At 65.5% G+C, this 15,645-nt stretch carries 14 protein-coding genes and 1 pseudogene; 6 read left to right on the forward strand and 9 right to left on the reverse strand.

Features of this window, described 5'->3' with window-relative positions; translation table 11 throughout:
- From ACFULT_RS07320 to ACFULT_RS07330, 3 genes are all read right to left on the reverse strand, one after another.
- The gene (locus ACFULT_RS07320; RefSeq protein ID WP_037110659.1) at positions 1 to 612 is read right to left on the reverse strand and encodes a hypothetical protein; all 612 of its coding nucleotides are present in this window, start codon (positions 610 to 612) and stop codon (positions 1 to 3) included.
- 112 nt (positions 613 to 724) lie between these two features.
- The gene (pnuC, locus tag ACFULT_RS07325; RefSeq protein WP_037110660.1) at positions 725 to 1,378 is read right to left on the reverse strand and encodes a nicotinamide riboside transporter PnuC; all 654 of its coding nucleotides are present in this window, start codon (positions 1,376 to 1,378) and stop codon (positions 725 to 727) included.
- Positions 1,378 to 3,039 (reverse strand): peptide chain release factor 3, encoded by a 1,662-nt coding sequence (locus ACFULT_RS07330; RefSeq protein WP_019664546.1) that lies wholly within the window; start codon positions 3,037 to 3,039, stop codon positions 1,378 to 1,380. Before ACFULT_RS07330 ends, pnuC begins: the two co-directional genes overlap by 1 nt.
- A gap of 145 nt (positions 3,040 to 3,184) precedes the next feature.
- Here ACFULT_RS07330 and ACFULT_RS07335 point away from each other — a divergent pair, with 145 nt between their 5' ends.
- Entirely contained in the window at positions 3,185 to 4,819 is a 1,635-nt protein-coding gene (locus tag ACFULT_RS07335; protein ID WP_378481031.1) for a fatty acyl-AMP ligase, read from the forward strand.
- Between the two features lie 87 nt (positions 4,820 to 4,906).
- On the opposite strand, the gene pth is transcribed toward ACFULT_RS07335, so the two are convergent.
- The 3 genes from pth to ACFULT_RS07350 all read right to left on the reverse strand — a co-directional run bounded on the left by pth (position 4,907) and on the right by ACFULT_RS07350 (position 6,991).
- Positions 4,907 to 5,485 carry an aminoacyl-tRNA hydrolase gene (gene pth / locus ACFULT_RS07340; RefSeq protein WP_037110663.1) on the reverse strand — a complete coding sequence of 193 codons (579 nt, stop codon included), beginning with the start codon at positions 5,483 to 5,485 and terminating at the stop codon, positions 4,907 to 4,909.
- An 89-nt stretch (positions 5,486 to 5,574) separates the two neighbouring features.
- On the reverse strand, positions 5,575 to 6,216 hold the full coding sequence (locus ACFULT_RS07345; protein WP_176459895.1) for a 50S ribosomal protein L25/general stress protein Ctc: 642 nt from the start codon (positions 6,214 to 6,216) through the stop codon (positions 5,575 to 5,577).
- 112 nt (positions 6,217 to 6,328) lie between these two features.
- Positions 6,329 to 6,991, reverse strand: a complete 663-nt coding sequence (locus ACFULT_RS07350) for a TetR/AcrR family transcriptional regulator (protein WP_378481032.1) — start codon at positions 6,989 to 6,991, stop codon at positions 6,329 to 6,331.
- Positions 6,992 to 7,051: 60 nt separating this feature from the next.
- On the opposite strand from ACFULT_RS07350, the pseudogene ACFULT_RS07355 reads away from it, so the two are divergent.
- A pseudogene (locus ACFULT_RS07355) lies at positions 7,052 to 7,816 on the forward strand (DMT family transporter); the annotation flags it as partial.
- Between the two features lie 43 nt (positions 7,817 to 7,859).
- On the opposite strand, the gene ACFULT_RS07360 reads toward ACFULT_RS07355, so the two are convergent.
- On the reverse strand, positions 7,860 to 9,038 hold the full coding sequence (locus ACFULT_RS07360) for an aminotransferase class V-fold PLP-dependent enzyme (protein ID WP_378481033.1): 1,179 nt from the start codon (positions 9,036 to 9,038) through the stop codon (positions 7,860 to 7,862).
- A 178-nt stretch (positions 9,039 to 9,216) separates the two neighbouring features.
- On the opposite strand from ACFULT_RS07360, the gene egtA reads away from it, so the two are divergent.
- From egtA to egtD, 4 genes are read left to right on the forward strand one after another with little or no spacing between them, the layout of a single operon-like run.
- Positions 9,217 to 10,440 (forward strand): ergothioneine biosynthesis glutamate--cysteine ligase EgtA, encoded by a 1,224-nt coding sequence (gene egtA, locus ACFULT_RS07365; protein WP_378481034.1) that lies wholly within the window; start codon positions 9,217 to 9,219, stop codon positions 10,438 to 10,440.
- A complete protein-coding gene (gene egtB, locus ACFULT_RS07370) occupies positions 10,437 to 11,735 on the forward strand; it encodes an ergothioneine biosynthesis protein EgtB (protein WP_378481035.1) in 1,299 nt (432 codons plus the stop codon). Before egtA ends, egtB begins: the two co-directional genes overlap by 4 nt.
- On the forward strand, positions 11,728 to 12,462 hold the full coding sequence (gene egtC / locus ACFULT_RS07375) for an ergothioneine biosynthesis protein EgtC (protein WP_378481036.1): 735 nt from the start codon (positions 11,728 to 11,730) through the stop codon (positions 12,460 to 12,462). The genes egtB and egtC overlap by 8 nt, the downstream gene beginning before the upstream one ends.
- Before the next feature lie 11 nt (positions 12,463 to 12,473).
- Positions 12,474 to 13,469: an L-histidine N(alpha)-methyltransferase gene (gene egtD / locus ACFULT_RS07380; RefSeq protein ID WP_378481037.1), complete on the forward strand. Its 996-nt coding sequence runs from the start codon at positions 12,474 to 12,476 to the stop codon at positions 13,467 to 13,469.
- On the opposite strand, the gene ACFULT_RS07385 is transcribed toward egtD, so the two are convergent.
- Positions 13,443 to 14,822, reverse strand: a complete 1,380-nt coding sequence (locus ACFULT_RS07385) for an ABC transporter permease (protein ID WP_378481038.1) — start codon at positions 14,820 to 14,822, stop codon at positions 13,443 to 13,445. The genes egtD and ACFULT_RS07385 overlap by 27 nt on opposite strands.
- The gene (locus ACFULT_RS07390) at positions 14,819 to 15,571 is read right to left on the reverse strand and encodes an ABC transporter ATP-binding protein (protein WP_378481039.1); all 753 of its coding nucleotides are present in this window, start codon (positions 15,569 to 15,571) and stop codon (positions 14,819 to 14,821) included. Before ACFULT_RS07390 ends, ACFULT_RS07385 begins: the two co-directional genes overlap by 4 nt.
- Positions 15,572 to 15,645 lie beyond the last annotated feature (74 nt).

A 15,645-nucleotide genomic window follows, 5' to 3' on the forward strand; every position in this document is an offset into this window, starting at 1 on the left:
TCAGCGGTAACCCTTGGCCGGGTTCAGCAGGTCGAGAACGATGGTCTGGCCGTTGGACCGGACGTGAATCTCGGGGTTCTGCAGACCGCCGGACACCAGGTACTCACCGAGGAGCTGCAGCAGCTCGTCCGGGCCGACGGACGTGTCAGGGGTGCGAATGTCGCCGGTGCGGCTACCGAGCTCGTTCTGGGTGAGGCGGCCCGCGATGCGCACGGACGCGACGCCCATGGCGGTACGGCGGTCAGGGGCTCCGCCGCGGCCGGCGGCCGTGGACGTCGAGCCCGACGAGTGGGTGGAACGGCCATTGGTAGGCAGGCCGTGCTCGGAGATCTGATCGCTAGTAGTCACTTCAACCTCGTTCGAATCCTTGGAGGGCTGCTTCGGCGTCGTGCTTTCGGGTTCTTGCTTCGTCTCGGCCTTCGATGCGGAGTTCTCGGTCGACTTCGCTGCTGCTGGGTCCGCAGCGGCACTGTCTGTCGCCGCGTCCGAGGGAGAGTTCGACTTGGACGCCGAGACGCCACTGGCCAGCTTGGGAGTAGGCGTGCTCAAACGATGAGCCGGCGCCTGGCCGATCTTGATTCCCGCCAGCGGATAGCTGGATCCCTGCGTCATAGCGAGCCCTGCGTCATATCCAACCCCACATCAGAAGCGTCAAACTCTACGATTTCCGAGGAAAACCTACTCGAAGTCCGTTCGGACCACCGAAGAATAACACTTCACCCGTTTAGGCGGAGATTTTCGAAGTACCGTTCGCCTTCTGAATGCGCAGCCACACCACGAAACCCCAGGCTACAAAGGCTGCATACACAAGATACAGAAATGCGGACGGGTAGAAACCGGCACGGAACAACAGCGGCACACCCACCACATCGACGCCTATCCAGATCAGCCAGAATTCGGTGATTCCCCGTGCCATGCCGAACGTCGCGAGCAAGGATCCGGTGAAGATCCACGCGTCGGCCCATTTGCCGTAGGACCCGAGATAGCCGAACAGTTGGGCGAACGCCGCGGTGCCGACGACCATCACCGCGATCATCGCGATGCGTTCCTTCGCCGACGCCCACCGCGGCAACACCGCCGTCTTGCGAGCCCGCGAGGTGCGCAGCCACTGCGACCAGCCGTAGACACTGACCGCGATGAACAGCAACTGCCGCCCGGCCTGGCCGTAGAGATCCAACGCCTGCGGGGTGTGGAAGGCGCCGCCGAGGAACACGGTGAACAGCAAAGCGTTCCCGATGATCCCCACCGGCCACGCCCACACCACTCGTCGCATCCCCCCGATCGCCGACGCCAGACCGAAACCGTTACCGACGATCTCGCGCCACAGGATGGGGTGTCCCGCGATGGAGACCTGCGCGTCGAGCAGCCCGAGGAGCACTATTCGCCTGCGGCGACGAGAGGCTCCAGCGTCAATTCGGGCATTTCCTTCTCGAGGTACTGCAGGCGCCACTTGTCGCTGACCAGAGCCAGCAACGCGCCGTCGGTACGAGTGAAGACCTCGACGCCGCGCTGGCGACCGAGTTCGACGGCGGATTCGGTGTCGGTGCGGCGTGCGACGGAGTACCCGAGTGGTTCGAGCCGCGCGTCGACGCCGAACTCGGACTTCATGCGCGCGGTGACCACCTCGAACTGCATCGGCCCGACGGCGGCGAGGACAGGGGAGGCGTCGCCGCGAATGTCGTTGCGCAACACCTGAACCACGCCTTCGGAGTCCATCTGTTCCACGGCGCGACGGAACTTCTTGTACTTGTCCGCGCTGTCGACGCGCAGGGCAGCGAAGTGCTCGGGCGCGAAGGACGGGATCGGCGGAAACTCCACCTTCTTGTCGGTGAAGAGGGTGTGGCCGGGTGCCAACGCGGTCGCGTTGACCAAGCCGACGACGTCACCGGGGTAGGCGTTCTCCACGGTGGTGCGTTCGCGGCCGAACACCGTCAGCGCGTACTTCGTCGTGAACGGTTTACCGGTCTGCGCGTGGGTGACCACCATGCCGCGTTCGAACACGCCGGACACGACGCGCATGAACGCCAACCGGTCGCGGTGCGCGGTGTCCATTCCCGCCTGGACCTTGAAGACGACGGCGCTGAAGGGATCGGTGACGTCTCGGACACCGCCCTTGACGTCGTCACGCGGGCCGGGTGCGGGCGCGAGAGCGACGAGCGTGTCGAGAATCTGGCGGACTCCGAAGTTCAGCATCGCGGAACCGAAGATCACCGGCGAGGTCTGACCTGCCAGGAACAGTTCCTGGTCGTGAGCTTGCCCGCTCGAGACGAGCAGTTCGCTCTCCTCGAGAGCCGTCTCCCATTCGTCACCCTCGCGGGCGGCCGCGGCGTCGGCGTCGAGCAATTCCTCGGGGGCGATGGTCGCGCCGCCCGCGGTTCGGGTGAACCGAATGTAGTTGCCTGCGCGGACGTCGAGCAGACCGCGGAAGTCGCCCGCGATACCGACGGGCCAGTACAGGGGCGTCGGCGTCAGACCGATGCGCTGCTCGATCTCGTCGAGAAGTTCCAGTGGCGACTGGCCGGGCCGGTCCCACTTGTTGATGACGGTGATGACCGGGATGCCGAACTGCCGGCACACCTGGAAGAGCTTGAGGGTCTGCGGTTCGAGGCCTTTGGCGGCGTCGATGAGCATGACCGCGGCGTCGACGGCCGTCAGGACGCGGTAGGTGTCCTCGGAGAAGTCGGCGTGACCAGGGGTGTCCACGAGGTTGATGACGTTGGTGTCGTCGACGGCGGCGTCGACCTGGTAGTTGAACTGCAAGGCCGTCGAACTGACCGAGATACCGCGCGCCTTCTCCATCTCCATCCAGTCGGAGACGGTGGAGCGCCTGCCCGCCTTGCCGTGGATCGCGCCTGCCTCGGAAATGACACGAGCGTGCAGCGCCAGGGCCTCGGTGAGCGTCGACTTACCGGCGTCGGGGTGGGAGATGACGGCGAACGTCCGGCGCCTGGAGACCTCGGCGGGAAGTTCCTTGTGTGCGTTCTTGGGGGCCGACTCGGCGGGCGCAGTGTTGGTCTCGACCGAATCCGGCGTACTCAAGCGAACCTCTTCTATTCACGGGGGCGGTGTTGCCGGTACCAGGGTACTCGTGGTCGTTCGTACGTTTTCTCGGGTAACGGCTCCGCGGGCATGCGAATTTCAATAGCGTGGGTACAGGTCGGACCGTCGGCACAGGAGATGAGTTTTGAGCAGATTCACCGAGGAGATGTTCTCGACGGCGCGCACGAGCAAGCGAGGGCTCGTCACCGGTGAGCCGGATCAGGCGCTGAGGCAGTCCTGGGGCGAGATTCACCAGGTGGCGCGGTCGATGGCGGGCGCACTCGCCGACGCAGGCATCGAACGTGGCGATGCGGTAGGCGTCCTCGCCGGCCAACCGGTCGACATAGCGCCTGCGTGTCAGGCGACGTGGATGCGGGGCGGATCGGTGACGATGCTGCACCAGCCGACACCGCGCACCGACCTCGGGGTGTGGGGCACCGACACCGAGACGGTCGTGAAGATGATCGATGCGAAGGCTGTCATTCTGGGCGCGCCGTTCGACGTCGCGGCGCCCATCCTCGAAGAACGCGGCATCACCGTGCTGAAGATCGACGACATGCGTGCGGGCCGGGACTGCGATCCCGTCGATACCGACGAGTCGGACATCGCACTGCAGCAGTTGACGTCCGGATCCACCGGATCACCGAAGGCCGTGCGGATCACACACGAGAACTTCTACGTCAACGCGTACGCGATGATCGACCGCATCAAGTTCGACGTCGACTCGGACGTCATGGTCAGCTGGCTGCCACTGTTCCACGACATGGGCATGGTCGGCTTTCTGACGGTGCCGATGCAGGTAGGTGCCGAGGTCGTCAGCATCACGCCGCTGGATTTCCTCCGGTCACCGCTCCTGTGGGCCAAGCTGATCCACAAGTACGGCGGAACCGTCACCGCAGCACCCAATTTCGCGTACTCGCTGCTGGCGAGGAGGCTGTCGCAAGCCGAGGACGATCTCGATCTCGACCTCAGCTCGCTGCGCTACGCCTGGAACGGCGCCGAGCCCGTCGACCCGGACACGATGGCGGCGCTGGCCGAGGCAGGGGCGCCGTACAAGCTGGATCCGCTCGCGCTCGCGCCCGTGTACGGCATGGCCGAAACCACACTGGCCGTGTCCATCCCCGACCCGGGTCAGGGGCAGGTCCTCGACGTCGTCGACGCCGATCTGCTCGAGGCGATGGGTCGAGCCGTCCCGTCGACCAAGGGCAATCTGCGACGCCTCGCGACACTCGGCACGATGGTGCCGAACCTCGAAGGCCGCGTCGTGGACAAAGAAGGCCAGGTCCTCACTCCACGCGGCGTCGGCATCATCGAGGTCCGAGGTAAAGCCGTCACACCGGGATACATCACCGTCGACGGACCTGTTGCCACACAGGACGAGGACGGGTGGCTCGACACCGGTGACGTCGGCTACTTCACCGAAGAAGGACTGGTCGTCGTGTGCGGCCGCGTCAAGGACGTCATCATCATGGGCGGGCGCAACATCTACCCGACCGACATCGAACGGGCAGCGGGCTCGGTACGCGGCGTGCGGCCGGGCAACGCCGTCGCGATCAGGCTCGATGCGGGGGACAAGAGGGAGAGCTTCGCGGTTGCCGTGGAGACCAACGACTTCCAGAATCCCGACGAGGTGAAGCGGATAGAACACGACGTCGTCCACGCCGTGCACTCGGAAGTAGGAGTGCGGCCCAGAACCGTTGCCGTCCTCGGTCCAGGATCGATTCCCAAGACGTCCTCCGGCAAACTCCGTCGATCCAACTCGGCGGGGCTGCTGGGCTGAGTGGGACCGAGTCAGCACCCTTTGTGCAGACTTCGCACGCCTTCCAGTGCGAGAGCACGCGTGCCAGCTCGGCAAAAACGGTGCTAGCTACCTCGGATGAACCTGGTTCTGCGCTGCTTCGAGGCCGACGCGCAGGAGTAGCTCGGCGGCGTCGGCGGCTTCTTCCACGATGACGCCGAGGTCCTTGCGTTCGGCCGAGGAGAAGGGTTTGAGGACGTACGACGCCGGGTCCATGCGGCCGGGCGGACGCCCGACGCCGACGCGCACACGCAGGTAGTCCTTGGTGCTCAGGTGCTGGGAGATGGAGCGAAGCCCGTTGTGGCCGCCTTCGCCGCCGCCGAGCTTGAGCCGGATGGCACCGAAGTCGATGTCGAGTTCGTCGTGGACGACAACGATGTTCGACGGCGAGGTGGAGAAGAACCGTGCCAAGCCTGCGACGGGTTGGCCGGAGAGGTTCATGAAGGTGCGGGGTTTGGCGACGATCACCGAACGGTCCGCGAGGCGTGCTTGGACGATGTCGGAGTTCGACTTCTTGTGTGAGGAGAACTTCGCACCGATCCGGGCTGCGAGCACGTCGGCGACCATGAATCCGACATTGTGGCGGGTCGTTTCGTACTGTGCCCCGGGGTTACCCAGGCCGACGATCAGGGCCGTATCTGCAGTCACGGTTGACCATGCTCCCATCGAGAAGGGTGAAACGAGAACGCGCCGCTCCCGACGAGGGGAGCGGCGCGTGTCGTGATGCGGGGCTGAGATCAGCTCTCGTCGGAGCTTTCCTCGGATGCCTCTTCTTCGTCGACGACGTCGCCGGTCGGAGCCTCTTCGCCCTCGGCTTCGAGGTCTTCCTCGGTCGGTGCCTCGACGACGTTGACGAGCAGGAGCTCGGGGTCGGAGATCAGGGTGACGCCGGCCGGAAGGGTCAGGCCGCCTGCGAGGATCTGGGTGCCTGCCTCGACGCCCTCGACCGAGACCTCGACGGACTCGGGGATGGACAGTGCGTCGGCCTCGATCTCGACGACGGTCGAGTCGGTGGTGACCAGGGTGCCGGGGGCTGCGTCACCCTCGACGACGACGTTGATCTCGACGGTGACGCGCTCGCCCTTGCGCAGGACGAGGAGGTCGGCGTGCTCGATGCTGCGCTTGATCGGGTGAACGACGACGGACTTGGTCAGTGCGACCTGCTCCTTGCCGTCGATGTCGAGGGTCAGAACGGCGTTGGTGCCGTCCTTACGCAGGACTGCGGCGAATGCGCGGGTGTCGAGTGCGAGGTGCTGCGGGTCGGTGCCGTGTCCGTACAGAACGGCGGGGACCAGGCCGTCGCGGCGTGCGCGGCGTGCAGCGCCCTTGCCGAACTCGGTGCGTACAGCAGCCTTGAGGTTGTTTACATCGTTCGACATCAGAGAACAGCTCCTTGAGATCACGGTGTGGGCAAGTGCTTCGTCGGGGCAGACACGAACGAGCACGGCCGAGGAGCCGAGCCGCGTCGATCACGGTAGTTCCTGTGCGGAGCTACCCTCGCCGAGACAACCCGGGAGACTCTACACGACCCTCTCCTGTGAGGGGAAACGTAGACCTGGGGGAAGGAGCGGAGCCTGCGGAGCGACCGGACTGCAAGGCTCCACTCACAAGGGTGGAGGCGATGGATCGGGCGACGTCGACGGCGTCGGCGCGAGCTCCTGCGGTGCTCATCACGACGGCGCCTTCGTGGATCAGGGACAGTTTCAGGCCGAGCTCGTCCGGCGCCGGCAGGCCTGCGTCCTCCGCGAGCTGTACGAACAGTGCTCGCGTCCAGTCCTTCTCGGACCGGATGACCTCGAGAGCCGGGTGGTCTGTCCCGCCGTACTCGGCGAAGGCGTTGACGAACCCGCAGCCGCGGTGGTTGTCGCGCATCCAGGCGGCCAGTGCGTCGTAGATGCTCAGAACGCGATCGGGTCCGGTGGGGATCGGTTCGAGATAGGCGAGGACGAACTCGCACCATCTTTCGAAACGTCGCTCGAGATAGCGCATCACCAGCCCGTCCTTGGAGCCGAACCGGTCGTAGAGCGTCTTCTTCGTCGTCCCGGCTTCGTCGGCGATGAGGTCGACGCCGACCGCGCGGATGCCGCGCTCGTAGAACAGTGCGCTGGCGACGGTGAGGATCCGCTCGCCCGCAGGCGTCAAAGCTTTGGTCATGTGTGCCTCCGATCACAGGTGCACTGCAAGTATACAGACCTGTATGGTTACCTCGTCGGTATGGACAAACTAGCCGCCATCGCTCTGGTGATTCTGTGGAGTTCCGGATTCATCGGCGCGGAAAACGGAACCGCCCACGCACCCGCGCACACGCTGCTCGGATGGCGATACCTCGTTGCGGTCGCCATCCTCGGTGCCTGGTGCTGGTATCGCGGACTCCGCACGACCTGGGCAGGGGTTCGCCGACAGAGCGTGCTCGGCTTCTTCAGCCAGTTCCTCTACCTGGCGTGTGTGTTCGGGGGTGTCGGCCTCGGAGTTCCGGCCGGCACGGCCGCACTCATCGCAGCCATGCAGCCCTTGGTCGTGGCGGGCCTGGCCGTACGTGTGTTGGGTGAGGGCTTCGGCGTCGGCAAGTTCGCGTCTCTGGCCGTTGGGTTCGGTGGAGTCGTCGTCGTGGTCGCCGGTGACCTCGGCGGTGAGGGTGCGCCCTGGTTCGTGTACTTGCTGCCTCTGGCGGGCATGGTGTCGCTGGCGGTCGGCACCGTTCTCGAACGCAAACTGCAGACGACGGAACCGATTCCGCTCGCAATGCTGATCCAGGCGTGCGTCGCGGCAGGACTGTTCATGACGTGGAGCGCGGCCCTGGGCGACGCAGCGCCGCCCGTCACGATCGGCTTCTGGGGCGCGGTCGCGTGGTTGGTCGTGCTGTCGACGTTCGGCGCATACGGCACCTACATGTTCGTCCTGCGCCGCAGCGGTGCCACGCGTGTCAGCGCCCTGCTCTACCTCACACCTGCGACGACGATGGTGTGGGCGCTACTGATGTTCGGCGACCCCATCACCTGGACGGCCGTGGCCGGGACGGCGATCAGTGCCCTCGCCCTGTGTGCATGGAGGCGACCAACTCGTCCAGCTGATCGAACGTCACGAAGTAGTGCGGGGATGCACGAATCACCGAGTCCAACCCCCGCAGGTTCATGTCCACGAGCGTCGAACGTCGATGGCTGACCGTCACGGTGATGCCCTTCGCGGCCAATTCGTCGCGCACGTCGGTGGGGTTCCTGCCGTCGACGGTGAAGGACACGATGCCGCTGCGGCGGTCGCCGAGGTCGTGCACGGTGACCCCTGCGACGGTGCGAAGGCCGGCTCGCAGGTGTTCTGCACGTGCGCTGACGGCGTCCTGGACTGCGTCGATTCCGATGTCCAGTAGGTAGTCGACGGCCACGCCGAGTCCGAGTCGGGCTGCGACGGAGCACTCCCAGAACTCGAACCGCGAGGCGTCGGGTGCGAGTTGGTACTCCCGTTCGCCGGTCCACTGTGCGCTGTGCAGGTCCAGTGCCGGTGGTTCCAGTGTTTCGGCGAGGCCAGGTCGGACATAGAGAAATCCGGTTCCGCGGGGCCCCCGCAACCACTTTCGGCCCGTCGCGCTGAGAGCGTCCACTCCGAGTTCGCCGACGTCCACTCGCACCTGTCCGATGGATTGGCATGCATCGAGCAGGACGAGCGCGCCGACTCGGTGCGCGAGTTCGGACACCTCTCGTGCGGGGTTGACGAGTCCACCGTTGGTGGGCGCGTGGACAAGTGAGACAATTCGGACGCGTTCGTCGAGCATGTTCTCGAGCGCGGCCAGGTCGATCTGCCCCGAGGGGTCGCTCGGTACGAACTCGACACTGGCGCCCGTCGCGGTCGCACGCTGCAACGCAGCTATCGCGTTGGAGGCGTACTCGACCTGGCACAGCAGTATCCGATCACCGCGTGTCAGCGGGACGGAGTAGAAGAAGTCGCTCCACGATCGAGTTGCGCTGTCGCTCAGAGCAATGCCCGACGGCGTCGCGCCGATCAACCGGGCAATGGAGGTCTTGACTGCCGCGAGGTCGGCCATGCGCTCGTTCGCGGCGCGGTAGCCACCGACGACTGCCTCGCGGCGGATGTGCGCGACGGTGGCGTCGACGACGGGGTCGGGCGGCAGTGACGACCCTGCGCTGTCGAGGAATATCGAGGACACCGCAGCCGGTGTGTCCCGGCGGATCCGATCGAGATCGAACATGTCGACGCCTTCCTGGTGCACTGCTGGGGAGTCGTGGTTACTGTCGTAAGCGGAGCCGGCCGAGTCGTTCCGCAGGCTCCACTCCCGCAAGGCTTTCACATAGGCTCGGTTTCGGGCCGAATTGCCTCGGGTAGGCGTGTGCAACTCGGGTAGTCGGGACGAACACAAGGAGATGGCAATGACGTCCACGGTCAAGTCCCGCGAGCTGAGCACACGGCCCGCAGCGGCGGCGTACGTCGAACGTGTGTGCTTCAAACTCGGCCCACCTCGGCTGATCGGTGCCGAGTTGGAGTTCTTGACACACACGCCGGATGGGGCGAGGCCCGCATTGGACTCTCTGGCTGCTGCCCTCGGGGAGTACGCCCCGCGAAACATCTCGTCCACCTCGCCCGGCCGTCCGCTCCCCGGCGGGAGCGTCGTCACCGTCGAGCCCGGTGGCCAGGTGGAACTGTCGAGTTCGCCGTACCCATCGGTGCAGGAGCTCGCGCGATCGGTCGACGCGGACACGCGTCGTCTCGAGTCGATGCTGAATGCCGCACGGATCGGTATGGTCTCTGTTCCTGCCGATCGTGATCGCGAACCCCAACGTCTGCTCGTTCTCCCTCGATACTGCGCGATGGAGGACAGGTTCACGACAATCGGCCCTTTCGGCAAGTTGATGATGTGCAATACCGCAGCCGTCCAGGTGAGCGTCGACGCCGGGCGGGACCGCGAGGATGTGGCGCGCCGGTGGACGATGCTCGAAGCTGTCGGGCCGGCTCTCGTCGCGGCGTTCGCGTGCTCGCCGACGCTACGAGGCGCACCGGCGGGGAGCTGGGCGTCGCAACGTATGCGGACGTGGCTCGAATTGGACAGCAGTAGAACGGAAGTGCCCAGTTCAGGCGATCCGATTGCGGACTACTCCGCCTGGGCGCTGGACGTCCCGCTGTTGTGCATCAGGGGCGAGGGCGAGAACTGGGAGGCCCCACCGGGGACGACCTTCGCGGACTGGATTGCCGACGCCGCTCGCGTCGGTCGACCACCGACTACCGAGGATCTGGATTACCACCTCACCACGTTGTTTCCGCACGTTCGCGCGTGTGGGCATTTCGAGATCCGCTACCTCGACGCGCAGCCGGACGGCCAGTGGGTGGTTCCCGCCGCGCTGTTCGACGCCTTGTTGTCCGGCCCCGATGTGATCGAGCGTGCAGGGCAGATCGCGGCGGAGACTGCCGGGCGCTGGGTCGATGCTGCCCGCGACGGGCTCGCCGATCCCGGTCTCCGTAGGGCAGCGGAATCGTTGGCGCACTTGGCCGCCGAGAACTCGCCCGATCACCGCGCACTGTTACTGGACCTTGCCGAGCGATGTCGTCGTGCAACGGCACCGACCGATCGGCACTCCACCGGAAAGGAATCGGCATGACGAGCACCGAAGAACTGCGCAGCACCGTCGAGCGGGTACTCGCCCGAAGTCGGGCGCGCAGCTCGGCCCTCACCGACGCCGTGGACGACGCAGACCTCACCGCCCAGCATTCGCCTCTGATGAGCCCGCTCGTGTGGGACCTCGCGCACATCGGCAACCAGGAAGAACTCTGGCTGGTGCGCGACGTCGGCGGGCGCGAACCGGTGCGGTCCGACATCGACGAACTGTACGACGCGTTCAAGCACTCCCGGTCCAGCCGTCCGTCGCTGCCGTTGCTGACGCCGGACGAGGCACGGGCCTACGTCGGGTCCGTCCGCGACAAGGTGTGGGACGTCCTCGCTGCCAGTCCGCTGGACGGGCGCAGGCTCGAACGCGACGGCTTCGCGTTCGGCATGGTGGCCCAGCACGAGCAACAGCACGACGAGACGATGCTCGCGACACACCAACTACGTACCGGTCCAGCGGTTCTCCACGCACCGCCTCCTCCCGCAGCGCAGACCCCCGCGGCCGGGGAAGTGATCGTCGACGGTGGTGTCTTCACCATGGGCACCACGCTCGATCCCTGGGCGCTCGACAACGAGCGACCCGCACATTCGACGTACGTCGCCACGTTCGCCCTCGATGTCGCACCCGTGACCAACCGTCAGTACGAGGAGTTCGTCGCCGACGGCGGATACTCCCGTCCGGAACTGTGGAGCGAACGCGGCTGGGCACACAGAACCACCGAGGGGCTCGTCGCCCCACAGTTCTGGGAACGCGACGCCGACGGCAGCTGGTGGCGTCGGGCATTCGGAGTGACGGCACCGATCAAGCCCGACCAGCCCGTCGTACATGTCAGTTTCTTCGAAGCCGAGGCGTACGCGCGGTGGGCAGGCAAAAGGCTCCCGACCGAAGCGGAGTGGGAGAAGGCGGCCCGCTTCGATCCGGCGACCGCGACGGTACGCAAGTACCCGTGGGGAGATGCCGAACCGACCGAGGTGCACGCCAATCTCGGTCAGCGGCACCTCGAACCGGCCGACGTCGGTGCGTATCCGGCCGGAGCGTCACCGCTCGGAGTGCAGCAGTTGATCGGCGACGTGTGGGAGTGGACGTCGTCGGATTTCGAGCCCTACCCGGGCTTCGAGCCGTTCCCGTACGCCGAGTACTCCGAAGTATTTCTGCGCGGTGATTACAAGGTCTTGCGCGGCGGATCCTTCGGGACCGACCAGGTCGCGTGCCGTGGCACGTTCCGCAACTGGGACCACCCGATCCGGAGGCAGATCTTCGCCGGCTTCCGGTGCGCACGAGATGTGTAGACATCTGGGCTATCTGGGGCCGACACGGTCGGTCGCCGACGTCATGACCGCCGGTGAGAACTCGTTGTTCGTTCAGTCCTGGGCGCCGAAGGACATGCGGGGCGGCGGCACGATCAACGCCGACGGATTCGGCGCGGCGTGGTGGGACGCCGACGGCGCACGCAGCTATCGCAACCCGATGCCGATCTGGTCGGACCCGGCGGTCGACGACGTACTCGGTGCGACGTCGTCGACGGCCGTGCTCGGAGCCGTTCGGTCTGCAACCGTCGGGATGCCGGTGGAGCGCAGTGCATGTGCCCCGTTCACGGACGGGACGTGGGCGTTCAGTCACAACGGGGTCGTGTTCGGGTGGCCCGACGCGTTGGCCGACCTTGCGTCCGAGGTGCCGCCGACAGAGCTCCTGGCACTGCCGGCACCGACGGATTCTGCTGCGCTGTGGGTGATCCTCCGGAACCTGCTGCGGCAGCACGATCCGGAGAAGGCGTTGCGGGTGTTGATCGCTCGCGTAGAGCTGTCGTCACCCGGTCCGCGCCTGAATCTCCTGCTGAGCGACGGCCACACGCTGTACGCGAGCGCGGTCTACCACTCGCTGTCCGTGCTGGACACGGGGGACTCCGTCACCGTGGCATCCGAGCCCACCGACGAGGACCCCCGGTGGGTGTCGCTCGCGGACCGAACGTTCGTCGTCGCCCGACCGGGGCATGTCGACGTCACAGATCTCGATTGAGGGGAAAACATATGGCTGACATTGCTCTGGACGTGCACATCTCACCCGAAAGGCTGCTCGACGATCTTCGTTCCGACGTGCGGTTGGGTATGACGGCGACGCCCAAATGGATCTCTCCCAAATGGTTCTACGATGCGCGTGGCAGCGAACTGTTCGAGCAGATCACCGAACTGCCGGAGTACTACCCGACTCGCACCGAGCGTGGACTGATCGAGGCACACGCCTACGACGTCGCCGAGCGGACGAACGCCGCGATCCTGGTGGAGTTGGGTTCGGGGTCCTCGGAGAAGACACGACTGTTGCTGAATGCAGGCATCAAGCACGGATCGCTGCGCAAGTACGTACCCCAGGACGTGTCTCCGACGGCACTCGAGGGGGCGATCGAGGTGATCGCCCGCGAGCATCCCGGGCTCGAGATCCAGGGGATCGTCAGCGATTTCACCGATACTCTGCAGAACCTTCCTGCCGACGGCAGCCGAACCATCGCGTTCCTGGGCGGCACTCTGGGCAATCTCATTCCCGAGGAGCGTGCGCTCTTTCTCGCCGACATCGCCCAGGCTCTGATCGCCGGTGAATTCCTGCTGCTGGGAGTGGGATTGGTAGTCGAGGAGAGTGTGGTCGTCCCGGCGTACGACGACGCGGACGGTGTGACGGCGCAGTTCAACGCGAACGTACTGTCGGTGCTGAACGAACGCCTGAACGCGAACTTCGATCCACAGCAGTTCGAGCATGTAGCGCTGTGGAATGCGGAGGCCGAGTGGATCGAGATGCGTTTGCGGGCTCGCACGGCGCAGGACATTCGAATCGAGGATCTCGATCTCGACGTCCACTTCGACGAGGGCGAAGAGTTACGGACGGAGATCTCGGCCAAGTTCAGGGAAAAGGGGATAGAAGCAGAACTCGTCGACGCGGGGTTCCGCGTCGACGAGTTCTGGACCGATCCGGAGAGCAGGTTCGCTCTCATCCTCGCCAGTCGGACATCACTCGGACAGCGCGACGACCGGTGAGATGGAGTTCGCTCGACGCGACGGCATGAGAGAGGCCACCAGCGCCAGCACTGCAGCCGACAGAACGGTTCCGGCGATGATCGCCCACGGCAGCGTCGGCAGGCCGATGCCGGATTGCGCGATGGAACCGAGCAGCGATTGCGCGGCCGCCCATCCGTAGACGATGCCGAGGAGAAGCCCGAAACCCATCGACGCGATCACCATCTGCGCGCTCTCGGACACGATCATTCCGCGGACCTGCTTGCGGGTGAAGCCGAGAGCGCGCAGCAGGCCCAGTTCGCGGGTGCGCTGCATGACACTGAGCGAGAGGTTGTTGACCATACCGACGGCCGCGATGACACCCGAGAAGCCGATCAATCCGGTCATGATCCCGACGGTCACCGTCAGCACCTGATCGAGCGATTCCTCGCTGAACTCGTGTCGCAGCATCGTTCGGTAGCTGTACATCGCGACGGCGAACGTCACCACCAACGTGACGCCGATCAGCAGACCCAGTGCTGTTCGAGTGGCACGCTCCGGGTACCGGGTTGCGTTCGCTGCGGCCAAGCGTGCCGACGGCGTGTTGCCGAAGAGCCTGCCGACTACGCGCAGCACCCACGGCACGATCCGGTGTGCGCCGACCATGATGCCGGTGAACGACGCTGCGCCGCCGAAGAAGGCAATGAGCACACCGGCAGGCGTCACCGCGCCGACGAGCACCCCGAGTCCCAACAACACTGCACCACCGGCGATGAGAACGATCGACAACGTGGTGCGTGCGGCTCGGCGCCGAGAATCCTCGGATGCAGCGGTCACGACGACGCCCGTCGCCTGAACAGGCGTCACGTCGAGGACGCGTTTGCTACCGATGTACGACGCCGCCCACGTGGTTCCCACGACGATGACGACCGGCAGCCCGACGAGTGGCTGCACCGTCGTGTATGCGACGTCGGGTAGCTTGCCTGCACCGACGGCGATCGCTCGGGCCAGGTGACTGCCGGCGACGCCCACCACCAAGCCCACCGCCGAACCGAACAGTCCGACGGACAGTCCTTCACGGGACACGGAGCGACGCAGTTCTCGGCCGGAGGCACCGAGGAGTCGTAGCAGCGCAATGGTCTTCGTACGTCCGGCGACGATCGTGCCGAACGTGTTCGCGGTGACGACCGACGCGACGTACAGCGCGAGAAGGACGAACACCATTGCGACGCTGTAGAGCGCGACGGCGACAGCGCCTTGTCCGTCGGTGCCGAAGATGTCGAGCAGGAATGACGTTGCCTGGATCAGCACTACACCGAAGAACGATGCGAGCGCTGTGACGAGGATGCTCGCACCGTGTTCACGACGCGGTGTCGACGCGGTTGCGGCCCTCACGCGACCTTCTCCATCGCCAGCATGTAACCGGAGATCTGCTCGGGCGTCGAACGCGCCCGCTCGTCGACGATTCGTCCGTCCGCCAGGAACACGATGCGATCCGCATAGCTGGCGGCCACCGGGTCGTGAGTGACCATGACGATCGACTGGCCGTACTCGCGAACTGCGGCCGCGAGGAGCGCGAGAACCTCACGGCCGGTGCGGGAATCGAGGTTTCCCGTCGGCTCGTCCGCGAAGATCAGGTGTGGCCGCGAGCCGAGCGCTCGTGCGATGGCGACCCGCTGCTGCTGTCCGCCGGACAGCTGATGGGGGCGATGAGACGTCCGTTCGCTCAGGCCCAGGGTGGCGATGAGTTGTTCCACCCACGCGGCTTCCATCTCGGTCGGCGCATGACCGTCGAGCTCGAACGGAAGCAGGATATTGGATCTGACGTCCAGCGTCGGGACCAGATTGAACGCCTGGAAGATGAAGCCGATCTGGCGTCGGCGAAGCTCGGTGAGGGCATCGTCGCCGAGATCGGTGATGTCGGTGTTCGCGAGTACGACTTGTCCGGACGTCACCGAATCGAGGCCCGCCATCACATGCATGAGGGTCGATTTGCCGGAGCCCGACGGGCCCATGATGGCCGTGAACTCGCCGGAGCGGATGTCGAGCGACACGTCGTCGAGCGCGTTCACCTGGTTGGTTGCGTCGCCGTAGCTCTTGTGGACCCGGTGAACCCGGGCTACCGGTGCTGGTGTTGTGGTCATGTCTGTAGAAACTACGAACCACAGGGGTGAAAAGAATCAGGCTGCAGTCTCTGCTTCGTACATCCAGAGGATGA

Source organism: Rhodococcus sp. NPDC057297 (assembly GCF_042667435.1).
In the GTDB taxonomy this organism is placed as follows: Bacteria; Actinomycetota; Actinomycetes; order Mycobacteriales; family Mycobacteriaceae; genus Rhodococcoides.